Raw genomic sequence first — 25,076 nt, forward strand, 5'->3', positions numbered from 1 at the left:
ATGAATAGAAAACATCATTTGAGCTTTATACATAAGGTTTTTTTGGTGTTGTTGTTTGGTACATTGTCGGTAATAACACTTTATTACCAATTTGGAGATACGCAGCGACTAGCAATTTCGCCTGAACACTTTACCTTTTTGTCTACCGATGACAGGCAAATGGGTGGTTCTACGGAATCTAGGTTACAGATGGAAGGGCATCAAGCGCGTCTTCAATGTCAGTTAAACCAGAGTGAATACGCATGGCCATATTGCTCGGTTTCTATACAGCTTTCTAATGATATAACGAAGGGAATCGATTTATCTAACTATCATACAGTTAGGCTGAATATCGACTACCATACTAACGACCCAGAAGCCCGATTAAGAGTGTATTTAAGGAACTATAACTCAGCCTATTCAAGGGCAGATAACGAGTATTCCGTTAAATATAATGGTTTAGAGTTCGCTCCTGGCGTCGGGAAAGGCGCACTTGTTATTCCGATGGAGAACTTCCAAGTAATGACTTGGTGGTTAGCGGATTTTGATACTGATATCGAGCACGCTGCTCCAGAATTCAGCAATGTGGTTTTATTTGAGATAGCGACAGGTTCACACACAGAGCTTGGCGAGCATGACATCAAAATAAATAGCATAGAATTCGAAGGGCATTTTGTTGATGGAGAAAAGCTGATGCTTACCTTGGTACTGATATGGACGGTACTTGGTGTGGCACTCTTTTGGTTCGATCACAGTAGAAACTTAACAGCCATCAGCCAAGCGAATGCGCGACACCTCCATCTGAAAACTGTTAATGACCGGTTACGTCAACAAAACACGCGTTTTGCAGAAATGGCGCAAGTTGATGCGCTTACCGGGGCAAGGAATCGCCATTCAGTCAGAAATTGGTTGGATAACGCTGCCAAGCAGACGGAAGCCGGCTTAGATACATTGTCGATGATTTACTTGGATATAGACCATTTTAAGAGAATCAACGATACCTTTGGTCATCAGATTGGCGACGACATACTGAAGGAGTTCGTTCTTGTGGTCAGTGCTGTTATCCGTCCTAGCGATCACTTAGTGAGATGGGGAGGAGAGGAGTTCATTGTATTCTGTCGAGATAGCGGATTGGAACAGGCTCAAGAAATTGCTGAGCGCATTCTGTGCAACGTTAGAGAGCATGCGTGGCTTCACGGCGAACCGTTAACGTGCAGTGCGGGTGTGGCAGAGATGGAAAATGAAAGAATGACCGAAACCATGGCCAGAGCCGATGAAGCGTTATACCAAGCCAAGCACCTAGGACGTGATCGAGTTGAAGTTCATTTTCGACGGTGTGAGATAGCATCAGAGCAGGTCGGTTAGTGCAACAAAAATGATCTCAGATTCATATTGGTAAATATTGTATCTTAGAGCTTAGAGCTTAGAGCTTAGAGCTTAGAATTTAGAGGGCTCAGGCGAGCCCTCTTTTTTGTTTTCTTTTTCTAGATTCTCTTCTGATGCTTGTGCGTTGCCTACTTGCTCTGAAGAGTGACTATCGAGAGGTGGGATAGGTAAGTGTGGACCTTCGATGTTTTCAATTGGAACTTTAGGTCCCATGAACTTAGGTTGCTTATCAATGATATAGAGATCGATTAGCGCGTTTGCTCTCGCAAGCACCTCTCTTACACGAACAAACCAGCCACCCGATCCAGTGGGCCCCGGCACTGCCAAACATACTGCCTTTATTCCATGATAATTGGCAATATACAAAGCACGCTCGCAGTGGAATGCTTGCGTCACAATTATAAAATCATCAGCATCAAAAATGGCTTTTGCTCTTACTACAGAGTCGAGGGTTCTAAAACCAGCGTAGTCGAGGTAAATGGCATCTTCAGGAATCCCTGCTTCTAAAAGATCCCGCTTCATGGTCCATGGCTCATTATAAGAGCGGTGGGCGTTGTCGCCACTCAACAAATAAGACGACACCTTTTTATCCAAAAATAATTGAATAGCTGTGTTGATGCGGTGGGTGTAAAAGTCGTTGAGGGTTCTACCGATATATTTGCTAGTGCCTAGCACCAGTGCAACGTCGTGATCTGGCAGCGTTTCAGGTTCAAAATACACTTGCGATTCGGTTTGCCAACTTATCCAGCGATCAATGAAAATGAGCGTGCCGAGTAAGGTAATTCCAGATAGGAGTATTACCAACGCTGCTCTGCGAAGCCATAAGATAAGTGACGATGGTAGAGAGAGTTTCAGCATGCTAGTTCCAATATCAAACCTGCCGATTTCGCTGTGCCCAGATACCCACAAGAGTAAACCATAATAGTAAGGCTATCACTAGCCAATCACGATCAAGCCGCGTTAGCCATTGTGAAAGAAGAGGAGACATTTTCACAATGAAAAAACCAAACCCAAAGGCATTGATAGCAATGAAAGCAAAAGTTCGTACGATAAAGTGATGGCCAGAAAGGACGCGACGCATAACTCGGTTAATATCCGAGCCAAACACGACCAATCCACAGGCGATAACGGCTGTGGAAATTTCAGATAGGTAGGGAACCAGTTTCGTTCCTAGAGTGGTAAGTATCTCTAACATAACCACTAATCTTACGGTTTCATGCTAAAAAGAAAAGCCCATAAAGGGCTTTTCTGAATGAAACGTGCATTTGTGCCGACAATTTGTGTAAATTGACTAGAAACTCATCAGCTTATGTTAGAACGCTGTGCGTTTGTACTTACGGTACACTGGTTGCCAGAAATGTTGGTTAATGGCTTTCTCTAAGGCTTCGTCAGTAATTTCTAGTGCAACACCTTGCTCAATGGCTTTTTTCCCAACGGCGAACGCAATCTTTTTAGAAACCATATGGATTTCTTCAAGTGGAGGAAGCAAAGCACCTGTTCCTTGTTGGGCTAGAGGTGAACATTCTGCCAGCGCTCGGCTTGACTCCATGAGCATTTCATCCGTCACGCGTGACGCAGAAACCGCAAGAACGCCCAAGCCAATGCCAGGGAAAATGTAGCTGTTGTTGCACTGAGCGATTTCAAACGTTTTACCATCATGAATCACAGGGTCAAACGGGCTTCCGGTTGCCACGAGTGCAGCGCCGTCCGTCCAGCGAATGATATCGTTTGGTGTCGCTTCAACGCGGCTCGTTGGGTTCGAAAGTGGGAACACAATTGGGCGCTCACAACCTGAATGCATGGCTTGAATAACTTCTTTGCTGAACAGGCCAGGTGCACCAGAAACACCAATTAATACGGTTGGTTTGGCATTTTTAACCACTTCCAATAGAGAGAACCCAGCGTCGTCAGACTCCCAATCTTTAGTATTGGCATCTTTCTGAACCAAACGCTTTTGGAAGTCGAGCAAGTTTTGCATGCCTTCTTGGAGTAAGCCCCAACGATCGACCATGTAAACTTGTGATCTCGCTTGCTCATCGGACAGCCCTTCAGAGACCATTTGAGCAATGATGGCTTCAGCAATCCCGCAGCCAGCGGAGCCTGCGCCTAAGAACGTAATGCGTTGCTCAGAAAGTTTGCTTCCAGCCGCATGGCAAGCCGCTATCAAAGAACCTACTGTAACGGCAGCTGTGCCTTGAATATCATCGTTAAAACAGCAAACGCGATCTTTATAGCGCTCTAGAAGAGGCATCGCATTCTTTTGGGCAAAATCTTCAAATTGAATCAATGCATCTGGCCAGCGGCGTTGGACGGCTTGCATAAATTCTTCAACAAATGCGTTGTATTCAGCACCAGTGATACGAGGGTGACGCCAGCCCATGTACATTGGATCGGCAAGGCGTTGAGGGTTGTTAGTACCAACATCCAATACGATTGGTAACGTATAGGCTGGGCTGATACCACCACATGCCGTATAAAGCGCTAGCTTACCGATAGGGATACCCATGCCACCGATCCCCTGATCACCCAGACCAAGGATTCGCTCGCCATCTGTTACAACAATCACTTTTACATTGTGGTTAGTGGCATTGTTGATCAAATCATCAATTCGATCACGGTTCGGGTAGGAGATAAAAATACCTCGACCGCGGCGGTAAATGTTCGAAAAGTTCTCACAAGCCGCACCAACTGTCGGCGTATAGATGATTGGCATCATCTCGCTGATGTGATTTTGAACTAAGCGATAGAAAAGGGTTTCATTCGTGTCTTGGATATTGCGCAGGTAGATGTGCTTATCCATATCACTTTCAAAGTTTTTATACTGTTGATATGCGCGATCAACTTGTTCTTGTATTGTTTCGGTCGATTCCGGAAGCAAACCTTCAAGGTTAAAAGAAATGCGTTCTTCTGCGGAAAAAGCACTGCCTTTGTTTAAAAGAGGCGTACTCAGAAGAGCTGGACCCGCGTATTGGATATATAAAGGGCGTTTATCGTTATTCATTAGTGACTCGGTAAGACATGTATCGGGCGTAGATTGAAATGATAGCGGTTTGGTTACATTCTTGTAAACCGAACTTCTCTAATTCGCTAATTATTTAGGGTCTGCTGATCTTTCGTGGTTAAATTTTGTTCGAGTTCTATGCCTTTTAATCGCGGCGCAAGGTGTGTAGCCTAGTCATTCTAAGCAAATACCTTGCAACAAAGAGTAAAAGGCATAGAACGGGGACGCCTAGTCGAACCCTTTGGGCAGCATTTGTGGCTTATTTCTACTGCGTTATCGCTCATTGATGTAGAGTGACTACACCGAATAAGCTCTGCCTTGTATAAATTACCCACAAATTGCTGCAAAAATCATCTCGAAAGATCAACAGACCCTAGTAATAGTTTGAGGTTTGTGTGCCTCAAACTGCTATTTATACTCAAACTACCGCAAGAAGCAGGATTCATAGCTTTATATTCTGTTTCAGCGCAACGTGCTTTCTCAATGCATATCGCTTAGGTTTGGGTATATACTCTGCGCCACATTTTCAAATTTCTCTAGATGACCTTTTCTCATGCTTCCAATCGACGCGATAAAACCTGAATTTGATTCTTTGATAGGTCAGCACCATTTAGTTGTTGAGGCTGAAACCGGATCAGGTAAATCGACTCGCTTGCCGCTATGGGCTGCAAAATTTGGTCGAGTATTGGTTGTTGAACCAAGGCGAATAGCGTGTACCTCACTGGCTGAATATTTGGCGAAGGGAGACGGAACAAAGCTTGGCGATAAGATCGGCTATGCAATCAAGCTGCAAAGCTTCTATTCCGAAAACACTCAAGTAGTGTTTGTCACACCTGGTGTGGCGCTGCGCTGGTACTCTGAAAACAAACTGAGTAATTTTGATACGGTGATGGTGGATGAATTTCACGAAAGGCGTTGGGATACGGATCTTCTTGTTTCTATATTACGCCGTGAAGAGCAGCATCGCCTGATTGTTACCTCCGCAACACTAGAGTCCCAAAGATTGGTTGATTACATTGGCGGAAAACGAATATACGCTGAGGGTCGGGTGTATTCTGTGAGTGTCGGTTATCGCGCAATGGATACAAGGCACTTACCCGATATCAGGGGGCTCGAGCAAAAAGTGCGAACCGAGGTCGAGCACTGTTTACAGGAAACCAAAGGTGACATTCTTGTTTTTTTGCCGGGTAGAAAAGAAATCACACAATGCCAACAAGCTCTGTCTAGTCTAGGTGATGTGCTTGTTACGCCTCTTCATGCTTCTGTATCGGATGCTCAACGCGAACTGGCTTTGAAGCAACAGGATCAGCAGAAAGTAGTATTGGCAACCAACGTAGCAGAAACCTCACTGACCATTCCCAATATTTCGGTGGTGATAGATAGCGGGTTGGAAAGGCGTACTTTGCAAAGAAATGGTCGAACGGTTCTGAGCTTAAAGCACATTTCAAAGGCAAGTGCGAAGCAGCGAGCGGGGCGGGCGGGGCGCGTTCAAGACGGTATTTGTGTCCGGATGTTTGGGGAGCACGCACCACTGGATGCCGTAACACCACCAGAATTGCACCGCGAAGAGCTCACCGAGGCGATGTTAGCCAGTGCCAGTTGTGGGTATCCTTTAGACACATTAACCTTTCTTGATCCACTACCTGAAAAATCGGTAGCACAAGCCATTGAGCGACTCACGCAAATGGGCGCAATTGATGATCAAGGTGCAATTACCACCCATGGCGAAATTCTCTATCCACTTCCTATTGATGCATTGTATGCAGACCTATTGACTCGTTTACCCACCAAACCATTGCGCGAAGCGATGGTGGATCTAAGTGCTGTCTTATGTACACCAGCGCGCCTCTTCAAGCTACCAGAAAGTGAAGATAAGTTAGAAAAACTCAGCCAATGGGAACCCAAAGGTTGCGACGCACTCACACTGATCAAACTTATACGTGGAGAATCATGTGATGCCATTTTTGTTGATGCGCAAGTACTGAGCGAAGCACAAGCACTAGCGAGGCAAATGCGGGATGCGCTATCGCTACCCGATTTAGAGGTTGCGTCTCGGTTCGATTCAAACGTATTTGTAAATGAAATTGCGCGACTTCATCCCGAGCTTGTTTTTGTTCGAAGAGAGAAACGTAAGCAAGCTCTAGGCAATGGCTACAGTGAGTTGACGGTCGGAAGGGATTCTCGATTCCCCGATACAGCAGAAGCGGCAGTCGTACTGGATCAACACAGCTTACCGGGAAGAGGGGTCAAACAAACGCTAAACCTCGCTACCATAATGTTGCCCATGGCGATGAAGCAAATAGAAGCACTGGATATCGGAGAGTGGGCAAATGGCGACATGATAAAAATTGAAGAAGAGTGGGTTACACGCTCTCAATATCTCTACGCTGGTCGGGTGATTGCCGAACGTTTGAGTGAACCACAAGGTGTGGAATCGGTTGCCAATGCCCTTATTCAAGGCAAAGCGTGGAAAGGGTTTGCAGAAAAACTCAAAGCGGATATCGCGGCTTGGAACTTGTACAAAGCATTGGAAAAAAACAATTCCGAAGACAGAGTAGAAAGTGCAGCGTGCTGGCTAGAGCAACAGTTACGAGACCTCGGTGTTGAAACACTTGCGGATCTTGAATTACTTGATCCGGAAGATATTCAATTTGAAGGTATTCCATATTGGGAAAGAGAGGATTTTGATGAAAAATTTCCAACTCTTCTCAATATCGGCGATTTGCAACTGACCGTAGAGTATTTCCCAAGTAAAAAGCTTGTCCATGTTTTGTACCTTCGCGGTCTAAGAAAAGGTGACCCGAAACGCTGGGAGCTGCCACGTTGGAGCGGATGGCGTGTGCAGTATCGCAAAGCCAGCCGAATAGTTGATATTAAAAACTAAGAGCTATTTTATTTGGGGTTTTGGCGTAATCTTTGCTTGTCTATTTGAAAACACTAATAAAAAGACAAAGGTTGCCGCCTGTGCAAAAACCATTATTCGCCGTTGTTGGGATTTTAATATCAATCGCTTTTTCTTGTCCGTTGATGGCTAAAAGCCTAAGCAGCATTTCTTCCTATGAGGATACGTATGTTATTGGAAGTTATACCAACGACATTAATAAAGCAGACTACTTAGCGGGTGGGTTTGAAGGCGCTGGAGAGCTACAATCACTTGAGGCGAAGTTTAAGTTTTCCTTTTCATTCCCTTTGCTGCAATTTACGTCAAATTCATCCTTGGTAGCTTCTTATTCTCAAACGTCATTATGGCAAGTAGCGAACAATAAAATTTCTTCTCCTTTTCGTGAAACAAACTACAAGCCGCAAATTTTTGTGATGTATCGTCCTGATCTATTCATCATCAACAATATTGAGCTGGGTTATAAACACCAATCTAATGGGCAAACCGCGTCACTATCTCGCAGTTGGGACAGAGCTTACCTCGCTCTTGAACTGCTTGATGGCCCCTTTGAATACGGCATTCATGCTTGGTCTGTGTTCGGTCGGACTGGTGAAAACCCAGATATTGCAGAGTACTACGCGCCATGGAATGCGTGGATGAAGATTCACTCGACCTTTGGTGTCTTCGATTTAAGCGGATTTTATAACTTTGATACAGATCGAAGTGGTGTTGAAGCTGGTTATACGTTCTATATGAATGACTTCGTCGGCTTATATACCCAAGTTTACCATGGCTACGGAGAAACGCTGATTGAATACAACCACAGCCACACTCGAGTTGGGATTGGTCTTAAACTGGTTAATTGGCAATAAGTTGTCTTCATTTAGTTGGCTGAGTTGATTAACCAGCCAAGTAACTGACAGAATTCCAAATCTTTTCCTTTGATTCATTTCAACTATGTTCATATTGTGTAAATAACCCTACTTTTTTATAGCCTTTTCTTGTGAAATAAGGTCATAACAGACGATTGTTTTATATCATATTGCTATATAGCAAATTGTGGTTAATAGTGAGTTTATATGCAATTCCGTAACGGTTTAGGTGGTATTGCTAATATGGCGTTAGGGTTCGCTTGACCCAGCCAAAACCTTTTTGTAATACATACCAAAAGGTGATGAACAACGATGCAAAGGCGTTGTGTTTTAAGAAATAGTCTTCGGATATTTCGCTATTCTCAATGTCGGGGGGCATTATGGATGAAACTAAAACGGCGGACATTGTTTTTGATTACACCACTTTTTTAGGTGTAGTTTGCCGCAGGAAATGGACATTTTTGGAGGCGATTCAGTCTTTCGCGCCGATCTTTGGCGTGGTTTGGAAAGACAGCTTGAATCAAATGCAAACTCCGCAAGATAGAATCTGGGATCAGGCTTTATCTGCAATGTCTGCTCAAAATAGTGATGAAACAAACCTTGTTAGGCTGGTGAAGCTGGCAAGAGCCGAAGGGATCGAGAAAATTACTCTCATTATGCCTTATGAACTAGAACAAGAGCAGAAAGCCAATATAGGTAAGAAGAGCCACTCGGTGATCACGGACCTGAATGAAGATCAGTTTCTAATCGTGTTGGAACAAGAGTAAGTTTCAGGCACCTGAGTGCTTAATTGCATTCATTAGAAAGAGAAAACCCCTGAATCGATTTCAGGGGTTTTTATTTGGCTAAACAGACTCTAGAGTGTGTTGGACTCGCACATTACAGAATGCCTTGGTCTTTTGCCATCTTATGAGCGATTTTAGGCGCTTGCCACAAACAAGGCACTAAGATGAACGATGCCGGAACCGCAGTGATCACGATGAAAGACTGCAATGCAGATATTCCCCCTTGACCTAGAGATATCAAGACAATCGCCATTGAACCCATTACTACGCCCCAAAATACACGCATCATTGCATTTGGTTCTGTGTCGCCAGTAATAACAACGCTGATTGTGTAAGTCATTGAATCACCTGTTGTGATAATGAACGTTGTTGTTAAAACTAAGAACAAAATAGCGATCAATGTTGAGTAAGGTAACTGCTCAGTAATAGCAAGTAATGCGCCCGGTAAGTTGAATCCTTCAAACCCAGCTTTAATCACACCAGGGTTAGCTAACTCAAACGCCAATCCGCTACCGCCAACAATACTGAACCAGAAACAAGTGATCAGTGGCGCAGCGACACTTACTGCAAGAATCAGCTGTCGAATAGTGCGGCCTCTGGAAATACGAGCAATAAAGATCGCCATCATTGGTCCATAACCAATAAACCATCCCCAGAAGAAAACGGTCCACCAACTCAACCAGCCAGTGTCGCCTCGGAATAAAGCCATAGGCACAAAATTATCGATCATGGTTGCCATACCTTGCATGTAACCATCGATGATAAAGCTTGTTGGACCCGCAATAAGAATAAAGAAGACTAATGCAACGGAAAGAATAATGTTGTAACGGCTAACTAATTGAATACCTCGGCTGAGCCCGCTCAATGCTGAAAGGGTATACATAGCCATGGCAAAGAGAATAACCATACTTTGCGTAGCAAAGCTGTCTGGAATGCCAAACAACGCGTTCAGCGCGTAGCTTACTTGTAAGCCAAGGAACCCAATTGGTCCAATCGTACCAGCGGCTACAGCGATAATACATACCGCATCAATAGCGTTGCCTAGCTTACCGTGAATCGCTTTGTTGCCAAAAATAGGGTAGAGCAGCGTACGTGGTTTAAGTGGCAATCCTTTCTCATAGTGAAGGTACATCAACACAACTGACGATAAGCAGCCCAGTATTGCCCAAGCAAGAAACCCCCAATGCATGAAAGATTGAGAAAGGGCGTTTATCGCCATATCTCTTGCTGAAGATTCATCAAATATAGGTGGCGCAGAAACGAAGTGTGCGATGGGTTCAGCAGCAGCCCAGAATACTCCACCGCCAGCGAGTAGCGTACAAAGTACAATAGAAAGCCACTTGAATGTGTCGATTTCGGGCAGAGCAAGCCCACCTAAGCGCACATAACCCGTTTGACCTAGCGCGAGCACTAATCCAATTACAAAATTTACCAGCAATAAGATTTGCCAGAATGCGCCAAACCACTGAGTGGCATAAGTGAATCCAGAGTTGATTATAGATGACAGTAGTGAAGTGTTAACGAGAGCAAGCAAGACAAACATTAAAAGGAAACTTCCGCTCAGCCAAAATACAGGGTTGTTGAATCCAAGTTTTTGAAGGGTTGTACTGGCACGTTGAGCAGATTGAATCGCTGAGCTGTCAGCCTCTGCAATACTGGGCTGTTCAGGACTCAGGATAGTTTTAGACATATAATTTTCGCTTTTGAAACTGATAAACCAAGCATTTTTACCGTAAGGAAGTCAGTTCCTTCGCCAGTAAATGCTCTAGAAATTCGCACATATGTTATGTGGCGAGTCCAGATAAGTGGTTGATATCAGATTGTGAGTTTCCCTCACAGCGGAAAATAACTGTGAGGTTGATCATAAAAGCGTGCAATCCTATCACGTTAAGATTACAAAATGCAGCAGAAATCTTACTCATTTTATTTACAGAATGGGTGATTCATTTAGGTGATTTTTGGTTAAACCTAAACGGATGGGCGTACTGCTGTGTGTTAAGTCATCGCCCACCAGCAATTTCTGTGAATGAGCCTGTAACATAAGAAGCCTCATCAGACAGTAACCATACAATTGCATTGGCCACTTCTTCTGGCGTACCTCCTCTTTGTAAAGGCAAAGAAGAAGCGAGACGATCAACGCGACCGGGTTCACCACCATCGGCATGAATCTCTGTGTGAATGAGCCCAGGACGAACGGCGTTAACGCGGATATTCTGAGCCGCAACCTCTAAAGAAAGCCCTTTGGTCAACGAATCGACCGCGCCCTTAGAGGCGGCGTAATCCACGTACTCAAACGGCGCTCCCAGCCTTGATGCAGCGGAAGAGACATTTACAATAGCCCCACCTTCAACCATGCGTTTCACTGCTTCTCTACAACATAAGAAGCAGCTGGTGGCGTTGGCAGCCATAACTTTGTTAAAGCGTTCAAGATCCATATCCACTAGGCGGGACTGGGTGAATAGAATTCCAGCGTTGTTGACTAAGTGAGTGAGCGTTCCGAACTCTTTTTCTGCAGTATCAAACAAGCGAATAACGTCGGCTTCAACGGAGACATCAGCGGCACAAGCAATGGCCTTGCCTCCCTCCTTTTCAATCAGCTTAACGGTTTCGATGGCTTCATCTTGGCGCGTTCGATAATTAACACATACCCGATAGCCTTTTGAAGCCAATAGGAGAGAGGTAGCTCTTCCGATACCACGGCTTCCTCCTGTAACGATCACAACCTTGTTCATAAGTATTCCATAGGGGGGTAAGCTCTCAAGAGGGTTTTTGCAGCAAATCTTTCGTCATGAATTCGCTGTTTGGGTCCGGTTGGTAATCAGCAAAAGGTGCGCAGTAAACAAATCCATTCTTCTCATACAGGGTGCGAGCGGGTTTAAAAAAATCCATAGAGCCTGTTTCCAAGCTGATCTTTTCGTATTTTCGATCTTCTGCCACAGAAAGCAAATGTTGTAATAAGTTTGAGGCTACACCCCGATTTCGGGCTGTTTTAGTGGTACGCATAGACTTCAATTCCGCATGAGATGAATCAAGTTGTTTTAAGGCTGCACAGCCAAGAAGCTCGCCGTTCTCCCATGCCGACCAAAACGTAATCTCGGGCTTTTTTAATGCGACTAGATCTAAGGCGTGGACACTTTCTGGCGGAGACGTTGCGTACATATCATCCAAGTGTTCATTGAGAAGAGCGACGATTTCTTTGCCGTCTAATTTATCGATTTTGATTTCCATATCTTCTTGTTTCCTCTTACTAAGTTGTAATGAACATTATCAAATATGCCTTTAGATGAGCAAGAAAAATGAGCTCCACCAAATGAATGGAGAGCTCGATAGGAATAGAATGTTTAGGGTCTGTTGACCTTTCGAGATGATTTTTGTAGCAATTTGTGGGTGATTTATACAAGGCAACGCTCATTCGGTGTAGTCGCTCTACATCAATGAGCGATAACGCAGTAGAAATAAGCCACAAATTCTGCCCGAAGGGTTCGTTTCTATGCCTTTTACTCTTTGTTGCAAGGTATTTGCTTAGAATAACTAGGCGTCACACCTTGCGCCGCGATTAAAAGGCATAGAAGTCGAACAAAATTTAACCACGAAAGATCAACAGACCCTAACCTTGTGATGAATCAATTTTACTTTTGAGGGATGAAACTCATGATTCTGACATCATTTAACTGCGCGTTACTCGATACTGCTAAACTCGCATGGCGAATAGGCGACCGGATCAAATAACTCCACCATTGCTGAGTCTGCTTGGTATAGGTAATGAGTGAGTTGTTGCTAATACTATCTGTATTTAAACAGTTTTTACTTAAGCCATCTGTACTTAAGCCATCTGTATTTAGGTCGTCAGAGTTAAGGCACAAGTGACGACAGCCATGAATTAGCCCTTCGCCAGTCGCTTTTAGAAGCGATTCTTTTAGTGCCCACAAATGGTAAAACTGCGTGGCATTCTCAACACATTCGTTTTCGTGCAAAACACTCTTGGCTCTTCGTTTCCATTTAGATGCATGGTTGTGAACAGCAATATCGAGACCTATTTCAGTTTTAGACGTAACAGCAACCACCATTACACCTTGGCTGTGCGACGCATTAAATTGTAGAGATTCCTTATCCAAGTAAGGCTTTCCGAATGTTTTTTTCAAGACAACATGTTGGCTCGGCTCTCTATTGATATACATACTTAAAACATGACGCTGAAACAATTTGCTGGCGGCGAATTGCCATCGTGTTATTTCTGGCTTCAATTGAAATTGCGTGCGCTCAGACTTCGACAGGTCATTAAGCTTTGAGAGTGTCCAACTCTTGCAAGGAATCCACAACCAAACGTCGACAGAGTTTGGTTGTGGTGTTGCCATAGGATGAGTGTTTGACTCCATGGCTATGCAGTTTTGGTCGTCTGAGTAAATCCACCATCCAAGACGATATTCTGACCGTTACTCAGTTGCTGGTATTTTGCGAGACTAACGGCCAACTCAGCGACTTCATTTGGTTGAGCAAACCGCTTTAGAGGAATACGATCAAACGCGCCCGGTTGTTTATACCAAGGTGCCTTTTTTATCATCTCAGTGGCGACCGGTCCTGGAGAAATCGCATACGTTGTTAAAGCGTTGAGATCATTGGGTGGAGCACTGGCAAGTTGTTTTGCCCACTCTATCAACATTGCCTTAGCAACGGCGTAAGCACCTTGACCGGCCCTTGGCCGTACACCGGAGATGCTAGCCATATTGATAACACAAGGCGCATCCGATTTTTTTAGTAATGGGATGCATCGCGTAAACATATCTTGAGCAGAATAGAAATTGGTTTGAAGTACCGATTGCCAGTCTTCCATTGATGTTTGGGGTATAAGGTTATCCCGAAGTATTCCAGCGTTATTCACCAGAACATCGAGTTTATCTATTGATCCTAGAGCCTTCAGTGTTTGCGCTTTGTTATTGATATCGAAAATAATCGGAAGAACAACAGCGCCATCGGCTTGCAGTGAAGCAATTCGCGATTCTATTTCTGGTGTCAGCGTTCTGACATTTAGGTATACCGCGTAATCACATTGAGAAAACTGCTGCGCGATGGCCATTCCGATTCCTTGCCCCGCGCCTGTAATTAATACCGTTTTCATTTTATGTCCTTAATCCTACAATAATTGGCTGTTTGCAACATTCCATTGCACAGACTGCGCGGTTAGGTATTCGCAGCCTTTAAGTTCAAGTAATTGAAAATAAGTGTTTTTATCCATTGCCTTATCGCTACTGATGAAGTTGATTCGAGCTTTCTTCCCCGCAAGCTCCATCGCTGCAATTTGGCAGAGCGTTTGAGCACCCTTTTGAATGATGGTGTTTTCGCTCTGTTCCCAATGAACCCATACTTGGCAACCGCGTTTTCGCATTAACGGGCGATAGAGCTTGTGGAAAATTTGGAACAACTCATTCAACGCACATGCGTCGCTTTTCCCTTGGTGGCTCAAAACAATCGGCTGTTTTGATTCGGCCAGCGTTTTACCTATTTCATCGGGTAGGTCTTGTTCGGCTGAGATAGGAAACCTTTGTAATTGCTGCTCAGCATTAGTGACGTATAAACAAAATGGGTTAATCATATTGGGACTCCAAAAACGCGCGAATGGTTTGGTTTACGAGTGCGTGCGCTTCGATGTTCGCGGCATGCGTGTCTAGCGGTAGGCAAGCCCACTCGAACGTAGAGTTCGAATCGATAAGCGCTTTTTGTAGCTTGGGTGGGCAAATAAAATCGCCCTCAGTTCCTACCAATAATGCGGGTATTGTTAGTGGCAGTGGCTCGACATTCGAGCGATTACCTATCGCGTTTAAAAAAGCAATGACCGAGTGCCTGTTGTGGTTGTATTCGACATATCGCTGGACAACTAGCGTTTGAAAGTCTTCTAATTGTTCCAAGTAATCGTCGCTAAAAAACCAAGAGTATGTCCCTTGGAATATAGTGGCGAGCGGCACATCGGTTTCCAACATATGCTTAACGCTTGCCATCATTTTTTTACCTTTCATCGATATGTCGATTGCCGAGTTCACCATGACCAATTGGCTAATAAAGTGTGGATTTCGTTTCGCCAATTCCAGTGACAATATTCCGCCAAATGAATACCCGACTAACGTGATGTTCGGCAGTTGTAATTCTCCAAGTAACTCTGCGATTGCATCGCACAATTGATCGTATGAGAAGGTAGAAAATACACGTGATTCGCCGCATCCAGGGTAATCAATAAACACTTGCTTGTGTTCTTTCTTAAAAAAAGGAAAACGACTCTGTTTGATCCAAGATGGTTCCCCGTGAAAAATACCATTTAGGAAAACCAGCGTTTTGTCTGCGCTCGGGTTACCTTTGACTGCATAGCTAAGCTCAAATTCGGGGGTGGTGTACTTCACAATATGACCTCTTCATGTCGGTATTGCTTGAAATCTTCTAGGAGATTACGCGCTTCAAAATGCTTATGAGGAGCACGGCGCAGTGTCACACTAGAGAGCAAAGCAACGTGTTCGCCATTCTCTTTTGTTACGCAAAATCGCGATTGTTGGTCTTTGTCATCGATGTGATTAACAAAGCCACGCATCGTGTAGTCAGTGTCGGCAGAGAAAGGCTCAGGGAAATACGCATCTTCCATTCGTACTGGGAGTTTGGCGTGGAATTGAGGTTTGGTTGTGCTTTCAATTTGGATGCAATTAAGAACGGAGAGCTGTAAAACAGAATCGAAAGCCAAAGGCGACAGCCAGAAGCGCAGACCGGGTTGGATGGATTGCCAGTTTTCCAATTGTGCCAAATTGAACTTTCCGGCAATACCTTCCAGCTTATCGTCTAGATAGATATCACCCGTAATCGTTTGAAATAATGGTCCATGAGTTGGGTGGAATGTTTGGTAGTAAAGCGATTGAGGTAGTTTCAGTGGGTTTAGTGCTTTTGGTTTTTCGCTATGATGAGCGCTCACATGCTGGCTTTGAACATCGATGGTAGCCGTTGCAACAACACAATCTTTACGAATCACTTTTCCGTTTTTGTTGGCTAAGTCCATCGTTAAGCTGAGTTCGAATTTTCCCGCACTGTTTCTGAAACAATCCACAGAGAGTGATTGAGTTTGACCAAAAGGAATCGCGATGCCGCGAAGTTGTTCGACCTCTTCGATATACAGCGGAAAAGGGTTGTCCACATCGGCGCAGTGCGTGGCTGTTTGTACCAGCAGCTCTGTTGTATACGCAAATGGAAATAGGCAAAGGCGATTAAACACATGGTGTTTTAAAGCCACCATTTTGTTGGGGTCAATGGTGACGTTGAGTTGTACTCGATCTTCCGTCTTTTGGATGGAATCAGCCCAATGAATGAAAAAAGGCGTTGAAGTCGTCATTAGTTGCGTTTCTCCTGCAATTGGTAGTTCTTGAATTCCACAATTAGGCTCATGTCTGAGCTATTCCACACAGTTACGTTTACGTGTCCGTCATCCTTTCCTCGGGAGACTTGTGTAATGAGGAGTGATTCTTTTACAGGACCGTAAAATCTCATCGATTCAATATCGGCTGGCCAGGCAGGTCGATCGGTCAGGTAAGAATAAAAGACGAGGTACTGCACACCGGAAATGGCACCATGAGCCGGCGTGGCAAAGGTGATATCGGCACTGCTGCCAAGGTAGTAATGCAGGCTGTCTTTAAGGTCGGAGTAACCGTCTAAGCAACATTCCGTTGGCGACCATTCGTAGCAAAAATTCGTTGTGGCAAACAGCGAACCCATAATGGCGGCGGACTTCTTACGGAAGTTATGTAATACCGATATCTCGATGGGCTCTACATCAGTCGGTTTATTGTGAGTAGGAACGTTATCTCGCTTGAATTCTAGTGTCGCAGTGAGGGCGAGTACGTCTGCGCGAATGACGCTTCCGCTTTTAGAGAGTTTGTCGCACCCAATCGATAAATTGTAAATGTCTTCTTGTTTGCTCCATTCGATGTACAGTTTGTTATCGATGTTCTGCTGAACTTGGATAAAACGCCTAGATTTGATGTTGCACAGCGAGAAGCTTTGAATGTCGAGTTTCCCGTTTTCTAATTCTTCTATAAACGGGCTTTGTTGTAACAGCGCAACCGCGTATTCCAGCAAGAAAACCGTTGGGATAACTACCTCACCGTTGATTTTATGCGAATACAAATAGCGATGTTCGGTTAAATTGATGTTTAGAATGCTGCGTAGGGTTTGATTCTCAAAGTCTTGAGATTCAAGGTTATTCTGTATCAGGCTAGAGGTCATTATGATTCTCCAAACTTAGAAAATATGACCGTGGCATTTTGGCCACCAAAGCCGAAGTTATTCGACATCGCGTGGTGAACTTCCAACTCTCTTTTACCTTCCGCGACATAATCCAGATCGAGTTCTGGATCGGGCGTTTGGTAGTTACGAGTGCCATGTATCACGCCATCGCGCATGGCGTTTATACAAGCTATCGCCTCTAATGCGCCTGCCGCCATTATTCCGTGTCCAATCATGGATTTAGTTGAAGAAACGGGAACGTTATAAGCGTGTTCACCAAACACTTTCTTAATCGCATTGGTTTCTGTTTTGTCGTTCATCTTGGTTGAAGTGCCATGCGCGTTGATGTAGTCAATTTGCTCGGGATTTAGCCCCGCAGTGTGCAATGCACCTGCTAGAGTGCGGCACGCCGCTCTTCCTTCCGGGTCTGGGTCTGTAGCTCGATACCCGTCTGTATAAGAACCATATCCCGTTACTTCCGCTAAAATGTTCGCACCTCGTTTTTGTGCTGACTCTAGTTCTTCTAGGATGAGCACCCCACAACCACTTCCCATAACAAAACCGCTTCGTTCGGCGTCGAAAGGCCGGCAAGCGGTATCTATGTCTGGATTGGTCGTGAGCGCGCCAATACGGGTAAAGCCGATCATGGCATTTAGGTCGAAATCGTACGCTCCGCCAACAATGGCTGATGTCATTCGACCACGACGAATTTTCTCAAAGGCTTCGCCAATGGCGTTGTTACCTGAAGCGCAGGCAGTCCCGACACTCAAGCTTGGGCCAGTAAGGTCGTAATAGCGTGAGGTAAAATGATTAATGCTGTCGGTATCATCGACTTGCGTTCGAGCCGCAAGGGCAGGGCATTGCCTAAGCTCTCTTAGCCAAGCTTCAAGATCGACTTCACCGTTGCTGGTGGCTTTTGCAAAAGTGGGCAAATAAATATCGACATCCATTGTCGAGCTATAGGGGCGGTCAGCGATCATGCATGCTGTGTCTTGATAGTTTGGATCTGAGAAATCAATGCCCGATTGATTGACGGCTTCTTCAATAGCAAGGAAGAATTTTTTAATGGATGGATCCGCTGTAGAGATGGATGCCAATTTCTTGTTCGCAAGAATGTGTTCTTCCATTGAAGGCATCGTAGCTGCAATAGAGACAATGTCACCGCTCACTGGCAGGTGGTTGATAGATCTGACGCCATTCTCACCAGCCAATAGTGATTGCCATAAATTTTCCGACCCTGCGCCAAATGCGCTGACGGCTCCCATGCCGGTTACGACCACGCGTTTCATGATTCTGACTCCTTGTTTATCAATAAGCTGACTTCATTGCCGAGATAGTCAATGTGGTGGCAAATGATCTGTTTGAGCGATATATCCTTGCGTAAATGAGAAACGTAATTCAATTGGTTATTCAATGGTTTACGTTCAATATTTAAAACAGGAGCAAGGTATTGGTGTTTTAACTGCAAACAGGCATAAAGTAACGAGCAACCGCCAGCAGCACCGTAGGCAAATCCGGTGTAGTCGTTTGAGCAAACAATCGGGGTATCGCCACCGAAAACATTGAACGCGGCTTGTGCTTCACATTCGTCTAACTCTGGAATTCCAGAAAGAGTCAGTTGGATGACATCGATGTTTGATGAATGGGTATTGGCTTTGTGTAACAGCTTTCTGAAGTGCGCTTCAATGGCAGCAATAGTGCTTTGTTTTGGTTGCTTAAAAAGCTTGGGTAAGTAATTGTTTTGATAAGCGGTAACTTCGCCATAATGACCGAGACCACGCTGACTCGTAATGTCACCGTTTTCAATGACAAAACTAACCCCAGCTTCAGCAGATACAATGCCTTCATCGTTTAACGTTTTAGCGACAGGGTGTTTTTGTTCAAGTCTAAAAGTATGGTCGAGTGAGGCTTCTGATTCTGAAGCTCCAGCAAGGATACGGCTCGCACGTTCATCTTGAATGGCTTCCATCGCTTCACCTACCGCTATGACGGCCCCAGCCGGACCATTCACAATGCTGTAACTCATTCCACGTAGCCCATATTGAATAGACACTTGCCCGCCAGTCGTATTTGGTAGGCGAGGTAAAATCCATAGGGGAGGGAATTGTCGATAATGCTCCAGACCTAACGATTCGTAGTTGATGGAAAGATCATCGTTCAAGCTGGCAAGATAAGGCGATGTGCTGTTTTGAAATCCTTGGCAGAAAAAAGAGCCGTAAATGACACCACTGGTTTCTTCATATTGTGCAAGTTGGTTGGCATCCAGCTGCGCATCGCTAAAAGCTAATGCCGCGCTTGATACACCAAGCTTAACTTGCGGAGTCATCATGCGAATGGACTTTTTATCTTTAATGAAATCGCGTGGATTGAAATTGGGCACAGCGCCAAGCGGATAGGGGTAACTGTCATTGTATCGAATCCCAGTTTCGGCTTGCTGATGGCCTGCTAAATGTTCTTCTAGGGTTATTCCGAGCGAAGTAAACCCGCCCAGTCCGGTAATAACCGCAACAGGTGTTGGCATGAGTATTCCTTATTTTACGAGACTAACTAGCTCTGAGACGAAACAGAACCCAAGGCTAAATTTGAAAGGGATTAGCGTGTTCTGTGTCTGCCTCAGGTATCGAATTGCGTTCAAATATTAAAGTGGTGTTGGATCCTCCTATCCCACTTGAATTGTTCATGCAGTAACGAAGAGGGTGGGAAATCGGGGACTTCCCAACCAAATTGATATCACATGAGGGATCGAGGTGATCGAGATTTGGATTGGCGTGCAATGTCTGGGAGATAAGGCTTTGGACACACATGATGGACTCAATAGCGCCGCTCGCTGCTAATGTATGCCCCAACATTGCTTTACTGCTGTTTACTAATGGGCTGTGATCTTGAAAAACATCGTTAATCGCTGTCGATTCTTCTCTATCGTTAGAAAGCGTCGAAGTGCCATGTGCGTTGATGTAATCAATTTGATGTGGTTGTAGGTTTGCATCAGCAAGTGCACCGCGCATTGCTTTCGCTTTCCCCTTCGGGCAGGGGTCTGTCATTCTAAAGGCGTCCATTGATGAAGAAAAACCCGCGACGCTAGCTAGGATTTTCGCGCCTCTTTGAATTGCGTGTTCTCGCTTCTCAAGCACTAATGCCCCTGCTCCTTCTCCAAGTACAAACCCGCCTCTAAGCTTGTCAAATGGTCGCATGGCGCGAACAGCGTCATCGCTTTTTGAGTGCATATTAAGTTGGCTAAAACCAGAAAGAAACGAGGGAGAAAGCCGGCTGTCAGCACCACCCGCCACCATAACTGTTGCCTCGCCAGAGCGAATCATATTGTAAGCTTGCCCGATAGCAAGGCTGGCGCTTGTGCATGCATTGACGATGGTGTTTCCATAGCCAGTGATCCCAGTCGCAACCGAAGATTGAGCAAGTACAATGTTTGGATAGGTATCGAGAAACCACTTTGGATTTCGCGAAGCGGGAGGAGTTGGCTGATGCTCATCACACAGAGACACGCCTGTCCCTACGATCATTCCAGAAGAGCGCCTAGGAAGTGATTGAAGAGACTCGAAACCAGCATTTTCAAGTGCGCTCAGTACAGAATGACAGAACATCGAGCTTATTCTGCCCATATTTCTCAAATTCTTTTTGTTTATGTTCCAACTTCCAAAAAAGTTAGAAAAATCAAACGAGTCATTGCAAGAAGCCAACAGATGAACACCATGACCAGACAGCCAATCTTGATGGCTGATTAGTTTAATCCCAGATTGGTTATCTAAAACTCGATTCCATACGTCCGGAACTGTGTTTCCTAATGATGTATATAAACCCATTCCAGTAATGACGACATCTGAAGGTTTCATATTATGCTGCCTGTTTGTGAGAAACGAAGTTTACTAAACTATCGACTTTGAAAAATACATCCGCAGACTGGCTATCTATAAACTCATTTATAACTGAATCGGAATAATGAGGGTAGTCACTTCTCAATCTGGAAATTACTTCTTCGGAAACCTTTCCCTCTGAGTTTAAAAAGTTTTCTTCTTGTAAAAATGCTGGGAATATATCTCCAGCCGATATTTTAAGTTGATATTTTTGTTCGATTGAATAAATAATATCAACAAAATCTATTGACTCTGCAGCGAGATCATCAACAAGATTTGCCTGTTCCGTTACTTCTTCAGGCTCAACACCTAATACTTCTACAAGAATTTCACTTACTTCATTAAATAACATTGTATTTCCTTTTTACTGTGTGTCTGGACATCTTTTAAAACTCTAACATGATTAAAAAAGCCTTGTAAAACAATAATTTAAAAGTGAAAATTCAAGGCGAGACTACCCCTTCCTTTTACTAATGATAAAAAGAATTAGCACTGCGTCGCATTTTTATAATAAATTTAAATAATTTTTATATCATTAAGGTTATTTCCTTTTGATCTTTCATTATTGATTTTTTTGTTATTTTTAAATATTAAAATTGATTAAATGGTTAATTAAAAATAACGATTAATTTTTTAATATAAGACAAGTTGTGAAAAAATAGATTTAGATCAAAACAAGTGAAAAATAATTTACTTATTGATTTATAAATTGCAGGCAAGCGGTTGATAGTGAAATGTAATAAATGATATTGATACTGATTACTAATCCATTTTGAGCATCAATATAGGGCACTTGAATTGTCTATTCGCCTAATTACAGCTATACAGGCTTTATCCTTTCTGAAGTACAATAAATACGTACTTCAAAAATAAATTGAATTTCAGTTGATCACGAGCGCCACATAAAGCTCGAGTATTACTCAGATATACTGCGTTAGTGAAATAGATTTCAAGGCTGAAAATATACTTAAAATCGTATAATGATATGATCTCAATATGTCTCCCATGCATTAAGGGGGAGTATGTCTAGGCTTTGCTGACCCTAACGCTAATGTCTTCCTTAGCTCCGGTGTGTAATTAAGCATAGTGCGCGATTACGACTTGGGAGCCCATTCTTGCTACAACTACATCATTTACAAAGCAATCCTATATGGTAACGACAAAGTATCCCCGATTAGACAGAAAAGTTCTGCTCATAGCGGTGCCAGCTGAAGGTCATGAATTTAGCTGCAAATATGCAATAAGTCGATACAGTAAAGAGAGGTTAGTTCCGTTTACAGTGCGTTTGGGTTCAAATGAAGGATCATTGTCACACTTTCTAAGGCGGTGTGGAGAGTAAGAAGGGCAAATTAAAAAAGCCAGTTCAATGATGAACTGGCTTTAACTAAATGAACGGGTGGGTTCCGTCGTATTAATCGACGATAAGGTTGTACTGGCTACGAAGAACGTTAATGATTTCTTGTTTAGGGTTATCGCTCAGGACGATTTCTTTGCCAGTGATTTTTTCAGCGATGCCGATATAGGTTTTGGAGATATCCATAAGAGCAGACTCTGGCAGGTCGTTGTTCTCAGCAAGAGCAAAACGCTCATCCATACGTTCTTTGTTCAGTAGGATGTCGGGTTCGGGGAAATAGTTTAGTAAGAACTGTCGGAAGCCTTCTTTTGAATTTTCGACAATCCGACCTTCATTGTATTCCGCTTTATCCCAAATGCGTGACGAATCAGGTGTTCCCACTTCGTCCATGTAAATCAGTTTCTCTGTACCAGATGCATCGGTGACGTAACCAAACTCAAATTTTGTATCAACAAAAATTTGATCAACCCCCGCTAGTGCTTTACTGATTACTTCAAATCCCTCTTTCAACAGGTTCTCGTAATGGGGAATGTCTTCTGCTTTTGTAAAATTGAAAGCTTCGTAGTTATCTTCGATGTTCTTTCGAGTGATGTTGACATCGTCGGCTTCAGGGACACCAGGGATACCCTTTAAGATTCCTTTTGTAGATGGTGTCATGAGCAGTTCTGGAAGGGCTTTGTCTTTTTCTAGGTTCTCAGGTAGCTCTATGCCACAGAACTCGCGTTCGCCATTCGCATAGGCCCGCCACATTGAGCCGGTAATGTATTTACGACAAATAGCCTCAATCATGACGGGTTTTGCTTTTTGTACGATCCAAACAAATGGGTGAGGAATATCGAGAATATGACTGTCGGCCAAGCCGTTATCTTTGAATAACTTGAACCAATGATTGGAGATGGCATTTAATGCGGCACCTTTTCCAGGTACGCCCTTTAATCCGCCTTCACCATGCCAAATGCAGTCAAAAGCTGAAATTCTGTCGCTAATAACCATAATTGCCAAAGGTGCGTCTGGTGAAACGTCATACCCTTTTTCTTTGATCAGTCTTTGGCTGTCTTCTTCTGTTAGCCAGTAAACCGAACGAACTTTACCGCTATGAACGGGTTTGTTAGTACGAATTGGGAGATCATCATTAACGGCAAGTACTTGATCAGCTAAGCTCATTGCGACATTCCTATCTAATTTCAAACGTCAAAGAGGGCACAAAGAGTCAGTTTGGTTTGCTCTAAAAGGTTTTGAAAGCCCGAATAAATGACAGCGATGAGTGCGCTGTTGCTGTTATACGAGAAGAGACCAAACTGACCTCAGAGCGGTAATGCCAACTCCGAAAAGTGCAGATGTTGCGCATGATACCAGAACTTTTTTACTGTTCCAGACAAAAAGCAAACGTTTGCCAACGAAAAGACCTGTATGCCTATTTTGGCAGCGCAGAATCGTTCTGCTGGGCTTCGGAGCTGATTTGTTCCACCTGTTTTAAAAAGAAGAAAAGCCCCAGAATGGGGCTAGCAGTGGAATATGAACAGTATGGATAGTTTTACTAGAAATGGGCATGAAGGATAGGTAGACCCATCTCCTGTTAGATAATTAGTGTACTAATGAACCTTCTACAGGAAAAAGCTCCGACGCATCGTGCGTAAAAAGTAAGGTGCAATTTAATTGAGCAGCACGTTGTAGCAAGTGTTTCTGATCGATAGCAGAGATACTCTTGCTTGCAATCACAGCACTGGCATTACCTGATTGAAGGGCCTTTAATACCACTTCCTTCTCGGTCATCTTTCTTGATGGCATCATTTGGAGCAAATGCTTAGCGTTAATCTGATAGCGCTTTAATGTCGATGCCTGTGGTTTTGGGCATTCGTTCGTTAACAGTACCCACTTTGAACCTTGCGAGAGCTTTGCAAGTTCAGCACATCGATCAACGTTAGATCCGGATTCGGTAGAACTTTTGTCAAAGGTCGACGCATTAAAACGGTTAAGTGAAGTGTGTTGATTTCGTTTGGCACGCTGTAAGTCATACATGGTTACTGTTTCCTTATACATACTGTATGGATTAACAGTAATGTTGTTTTGGTTATTTAGCAAGCATGTTTTTAATTTTTTTTGGGTTTTATTTTTCGAAATAAATTTAACTTATTGATATATAAGTAATATTTAGAAAGATCTGATACTGTTTAAATAAACAGGTTATGAGGTGGCTGTGGTGGTGCCTTTGTGCTCTATACAGTGTTGTACAGTAGTGATGATTTTTTGATTTGAAGCATCGGCAAGCAAAAATGAAAAAAGCGCCATATAAAGGCGCTTTCTATATTGGCTATACTGGTGTGCTAATGGAATTACTCTTCGCGTTGGTCTCTCAATTGTTGTTCAGCCAAATTAAACTGACGAACATCAAGCTTTGCCAAATCGTTGCATTTTTCGCAAGAATGATGATATTTACCATCGACATAATTATGGCGAGTTAGATAGCTTGGTCTTTTACACCAATCGCAAATTCCTTCAATTTCGAACACATTTCCCCCTATTCAAAACATCTCGGTCTTTACTCTCTAAGTGTGTTGACTCCGCCGCGAGGTACTCATTCACTCTATGGCGTTTCAAAAGAGCTCATCAGAATTCCAAAAGAATACCTAAGGCGACATTACAAGAAGGAGCTCAATCTTGGTCAAACACATTCATTTATGGAGCTGTGTGTTCAGTGA

23 protein-coding genes are annotated in these 25,076 nt (G+C 43.8%); 5 read left to right on the plus strand and 18 right to left on the minus strand.

Annotation, left to right across the window (positions count from 1 at the left end):
* A complete protein-coding gene (locus tag CW749_RS06815) occupies nucleotides 1-1,344 on the plus strand; it encodes a GGDEF domain-containing protein (RefSeq protein ID WP_101111281.1) in 1,344 nt (447 codons plus the stop codon).
* Nucleotides 1,345-1,416: 72 nt separating this feature from the next.
* On the opposite strand, the gene CW749_RS06820 is transcribed toward CW749_RS06815, so the two are convergent.
* The 3 genes from CW749_RS06820 to CW749_RS06830 all read right to left on the minus strand — a co-directional run bounded on the left by CW749_RS06820 (nucleotide 1,417) and on the right by CW749_RS06830 (nucleotide 4,366).
* On the minus strand, nucleotides 1,417-2,223 hold the full coding sequence (locus CW749_RS06820; RefSeq protein WP_101111282.1) for an ElyC/SanA/YdcF family protein: 807 nt from the start codon (nucleotides 2,221-2,223) through the stop codon (nucleotides 1,417-1,419).
* Between the two features lie 13 nt (nucleotides 2,224-2,236).
* The gene (locus CW749_RS06825; protein ID WP_101111283.1) at nucleotides 2,237-2,560 is read right to left on the minus strand and encodes a DUF3392 domain-containing protein; all 324 of its coding nucleotides are present in this window, start codon (nucleotides 2,558-2,560) and stop codon (nucleotides 2,237-2,239) included.
* A gap of 117 nt (nucleotides 2,561-2,677) precedes the next feature.
* Nucleotides 2,678-4,366, minus strand: coding sequence for an NAD-dependent malic enzyme (locus tag CW749_RS06830; protein WP_101111284.1), 1,689 nt, complete (start codon nucleotides 4,364-4,366; stop codon nucleotides 2,678-2,680).
* Between the two features lie 553 nt (nucleotides 4,367-4,919).
* Here CW749_RS06830 and CW749_RS06840 point away from each other — a divergent pair.
* The 3 genes from CW749_RS06840 (at nucleotide 4,920) to CW749_RS06850 (ending at nucleotide 8,886) form a co-directional block, all read left to right on the plus strand.
* Nucleotides 4,920-7,250 carry a helicase-related protein gene (locus CW749_RS06840; RefSeq protein WP_101111285.1) on the plus strand — a complete coding sequence of 777 codons (2,331 nt, stop codon included), beginning with the start codon at nucleotides 4,920-4,922 and terminating at the stop codon, nucleotides 7,248-7,250.
* 143 nt (nucleotides 7,251-7,393) lie between these two features.
* Complete coding sequence (locus tag CW749_RS06845) at nucleotides 7,394-8,119, plus strand: phospholipase A (RefSeq protein ID WP_101111397.1); 726 nt, start codon at nucleotides 7,394-7,396, stop codon at nucleotides 8,117-8,119.
* Nucleotides 8,120-8,499: 380 nt separating this feature from the next.
* Nucleotides 8,500-8,886, plus strand: a complete 387-nt coding sequence (locus tag CW749_RS06850; RefSeq protein WP_180958337.1) for a transporter — start codon at nucleotides 8,500-8,502, stop codon at nucleotides 8,884-8,886.
* Nucleotides 8,887-8,998: 112 nt separating this feature from the next.
* On the opposite strand, the gene CW749_RS06855 is transcribed toward CW749_RS06850, so the two are convergent.
* The 15 genes from CW749_RS06855 to CW749_RS06930 all read right to left on the minus strand — a co-directional run bounded on the left by CW749_RS06855 (nucleotide 8,999) and on the right by CW749_RS06930 (nucleotide 24,396).
* Nucleotides 8,999-10,594 carry a BCCT family transporter gene (locus CW749_RS06855; protein ID WP_101111287.1) on the minus strand — a complete coding sequence of 532 codons (1,596 nt, stop codon included), beginning with the start codon at nucleotides 10,592-10,594 and terminating at the stop codon, nucleotides 8,999-9,001.
* Nucleotides 10,595-10,904: 310 nt separating this feature from the next.
* Nucleotides 10,905-11,636 carry a glucose 1-dehydrogenase gene (locus tag CW749_RS06860; protein ID WP_101111288.1) on the minus strand — a complete coding sequence of 244 codons (732 nt, stop codon included), beginning with the start codon at nucleotides 11,634-11,636 and terminating at the stop codon, nucleotides 10,905-10,907.
* 25 nt (nucleotides 11,637-11,661) lie between these two features.
* Entirely contained in the window at nucleotides 11,662-12,132 is a 471-nt protein-coding gene (locus tag CW749_RS06865) for a GNAT family N-acetyltransferase (RefSeq protein WP_101111289.1), read from the minus strand.
* 401 nt (nucleotides 12,133-12,533) lie between these two features.
* Complete coding sequence (locus CW749_RS06875) at nucleotides 12,534-13,280, minus strand: 4'-phosphopantetheinyl transferase superfamily protein (protein ID WP_101111290.1); 747 nt, start codon at nucleotides 13,278-13,280, stop codon at nucleotides 12,534-12,536.
* Nucleotides 13,281-13,282: 2 nt separating this feature from the next.
* Nucleotides 13,283-14,020, minus strand: coding sequence for an SDR family oxidoreductase (locus tag CW749_RS06880; protein ID WP_101111291.1), 738 nt, complete (start codon nucleotides 14,018-14,020; stop codon nucleotides 13,283-13,285).
* A gap of 15 nt (nucleotides 14,021-14,035) precedes the next feature.
* Nucleotides 14,036-14,494: a hypothetical protein gene (locus CW749_RS06885; protein ID WP_101111292.1), complete on the minus strand. Its 459-nt coding sequence runs from the start codon at nucleotides 14,492-14,494 to the stop codon at nucleotides 14,036-14,038.
* Nucleotides 14,487-15,293, minus strand: a complete 807-nt coding sequence (locus tag CW749_RS06890; protein WP_180958338.1) for an alpha/beta hydrolase — start codon at nucleotides 15,291-15,293, stop codon at nucleotides 14,487-14,489. Before CW749_RS06890 ends, CW749_RS06885 begins: the two co-directional genes overlap by 8 nt.
* Nucleotides 15,290-16,264, minus strand: a complete 975-nt coding sequence (locus tag CW749_RS06895; RefSeq protein ID WP_101111294.1) for a polyketide synthase dehydratase domain-containing protein — start codon at nucleotides 16,262-16,264, stop codon at nucleotides 15,290-15,292. Before CW749_RS06895 ends, CW749_RS06890 begins: the two co-directional genes overlap by 4 nt.
* The gene (locus CW749_RS06900; protein ID WP_101111295.1) at nucleotides 16,264-17,154 is read right to left on the minus strand and encodes a hypothetical protein; all 891 of its coding nucleotides are present in this window, start codon (nucleotides 17,152-17,154) and stop codon (nucleotides 16,264-16,266) included. The genes CW749_RS06895 and CW749_RS06900 overlap by 1 nt, the downstream gene beginning before the upstream one ends.
* On the minus strand, nucleotides 17,154-18,443 hold the full coding sequence (locus CW749_RS06905) for a beta-ketoacyl-[acyl-carrier-protein] synthase family protein (RefSeq protein ID WP_101111296.1): 1,290 nt from the start codon (nucleotides 18,441-18,443) through the stop codon (nucleotides 17,154-17,156). Before CW749_RS06905 ends, CW749_RS06900 begins: the two co-directional genes overlap by 1 nt.
* Complete coding sequence (locus tag CW749_RS06910) at nucleotides 18,440-19,675, minus strand: beta-ketoacyl synthase N-terminal-like domain-containing protein (RefSeq protein ID WP_101111297.1); 1,236 nt, start codon at nucleotides 19,673-19,675, stop codon at nucleotides 18,440-18,442. The genes CW749_RS06905 and CW749_RS06910 overlap by 4 nt, the downstream gene beginning before the upstream one ends.
* 55 nt (nucleotides 19,676-19,730) lie before the next feature.
* The gene (locus CW749_RS06915) at nucleotides 19,731-21,002 is read right to left on the minus strand and encodes a beta-ketoacyl-[acyl-carrier-protein] synthase family protein (protein ID WP_101111298.1); all 1,272 of its coding nucleotides are present in this window, start codon (nucleotides 21,000-21,002) and stop codon (nucleotides 19,731-19,733) included.
* Between the two features lies 1 nt (nucleotide 21,003).
* Complete coding sequence (locus CW749_RS06920) at nucleotides 21,004-21,375, minus strand: acyl carrier protein (protein ID WP_101111299.1); 372 nt, start codon at nucleotides 21,373-21,375, stop codon at nucleotides 21,004-21,006.
* A gap of 1,059 nt (nucleotides 21,376-22,434) precedes the next feature.
* Complete coding sequence (locus tag CW749_RS06925) at nucleotides 22,435-23,541, minus strand: phosphoribosylaminoimidazolesuccinocarboxamide synthase (RefSeq protein ID WP_101111300.1); 1,107 nt, start codon at nucleotides 23,539-23,541, stop codon at nucleotides 22,435-22,437.
* Nucleotides 23,542-23,961: 420 nt separating this feature from the next.
* Nucleotides 23,962-24,396, minus strand: coding sequence for a hypothetical protein (locus CW749_RS06930; protein WP_101111301.1), 435 nt, complete (start codon nucleotides 24,394-24,396; stop codon nucleotides 23,962-23,964).
* A 254-nt stretch (nucleotides 24,397-24,650) separates the two neighbouring features.
* On the opposite strand from CW749_RS06930, the gene CW749_RS28175 reads away from it, so the two are divergent.
* Nucleotides 24,651-24,839 carry a hypothetical protein gene (locus tag CW749_RS28175; RefSeq protein ID WP_180958349.1) on the plus strand — a complete coding sequence of 63 codons (189 nt, stop codon included), beginning with the start codon at nucleotides 24,651-24,653 and terminating at the stop codon, nucleotides 24,837-24,839.
* The last annotated feature ends 237 nt before the right edge of the window (nucleotides 24,840-25,076 follow it).

It is taken from the genome of Vibrio sp. vnigr-6D03 (genome assembly GCF_002835515.1).
GTDB classification, from domain to species: Bacteria; Pseudomonadota; Gammaproteobacteria; order Enterobacterales; family Vibrionaceae; genus Vibrio; species Vibrio penaeicida.

Bases quoted from the DNA above. Each gene is read 5' to 3' on its own strand.
- CW749_RS06815 (WP_101111281.1), top strand. From the start codon at position 1: ATGAATAGAAAACATCATTTGAGCTTTATACATAAGGTTTTTTTGGTG.
- CW749_RS06820 (WP_101111282.1), bottom strand. From the start codon at position 2,223: ATGCTGAAACTCTCTCTACCATCGTCACTTATCTTATGGCTTCGCAGA.
- CW749_RS06825 (WP_101111283.1), bottom strand. From the start codon at position 2,560: ATGTTAGAGATACTTACCACTCTAGGAACGAAACTGGTTCCCTACCTA.
- CW749_RS06830 (WP_101111284.1), bottom strand. From the start codon at position 4,366: ATGAATAACGATAAACGCCCTTTATATATCCAATACGCGGGTCCAGCT.
- CW749_RS06840 (WP_101111285.1), top strand. From the start codon at position 4,920: ATGCTTCCAATCGACGCGATAAAACCTGAATTTGATTCTTTGATAGGT.
- CW749_RS06845 (WP_101111397.1), top strand. From the start codon at position 7,394: ATGGCTAAAAGCCTAAGCAGCATTTCTTCCTATGAGGATACGTATGTT.
- CW749_RS06850 (WP_180958337.1), top strand. From the start codon at position 8,500: ATGGATGAAACTAAAACGGCGGACATTGTTTTTGATTACACCACTTTT.
- CW749_RS06855 (WP_101111287.1), bottom strand. From the start codon at position 10,594: ATGTCTAAAACTATCCTGAGTCCTGAACAGCCCAGTATTGCAGAGGCT.
- CW749_RS06860 (WP_101111288.1), bottom strand. From the start codon at position 11,636: ATGAACAAGGTTGTGATCGTTACAGGAGGAAGCCGTGGTATCGGAAGA.
- CW749_RS06865 (WP_101111289.1), bottom strand. From the start codon at position 12,132: ATGGAAATCAAAATCGATAAATTAGACGGCAAAGAAATCGTCGCTCTT.
- CW749_RS06875 (WP_101111290.1), bottom strand. From the start codon at position 13,280: ATGGAGTCAAACACTCATCCTATGGCAACACCACAACCAAACTCTGTC.
- CW749_RS06880 (WP_101111291.1), bottom strand. From the start codon at position 14,020: ATGAAAACGGTATTAATTACAGGCGCGGGGCAAGGAATCGGAATGGCC.
- CW749_RS06885 (WP_101111292.1), bottom strand. From the start codon at position 14,494: ATGATTAACCCATTTTGTTTATACGTCACTAATGCTGAGCAGCAATTA.
- CW749_RS06895 (WP_101111294.1), bottom strand. From the start codon at position 16,264: ATGACGACTTCAACGCCTTTTTTCATTCATTGGGCTGATTCCATCCAA.
- CW749_RS06900 (WP_101111295.1), bottom strand. From the start codon at position 17,154: ATGACCTCTAGCCTGATACAGAATAACCTTGAATCTCAAGACTTTGAG.
- CW749_RS06905 (WP_101111296.1), bottom strand. From the start codon at position 18,443: ATGAAACGCGTGGTCGTAACCGGCATGGGAGCCGTCAGCGCATTTGGC.
- CW749_RS06910 (WP_101111297.1), bottom strand. From the start codon at position 19,675: ATGCCAACACCTGTTGCGGTTATTACCGGACTGGGCGGGTTTACTTCG.
- CW749_RS06915 (WP_101111298.1), bottom strand. From the start codon at position 21,002: ATGAAACCTTCAGATGTCGTCATTACTGGAATGGGTTTATATACATCA.
- CW749_RS06920 (WP_101111299.1), bottom strand. From the start codon at position 21,375: ATGTTATTTAATGAAGTAAGTGAAATTCTTGTAGAAGTATTAGGTGTT.
- CW749_RS06925 (WP_101111300.1), bottom strand. From the start codon at position 23,541: ATGAGCTTAGCTGATCAAGTACTTGCCGTTAATGATGATCTCCCAATT.
- CW749_RS06930 (WP_101111301.1), bottom strand. From the start codon at position 24,396: ATGTATGACTTACAGCGTGCCAAACGAAATCAACACACTTCACTTAAC.
- CW749_RS28175 (WP_180958349.1), top strand. From the start codon at position 24,651: ATGAAAAAAGCGCCATATAAAGGCGCTTTCTATATTGGCTATACTGGT.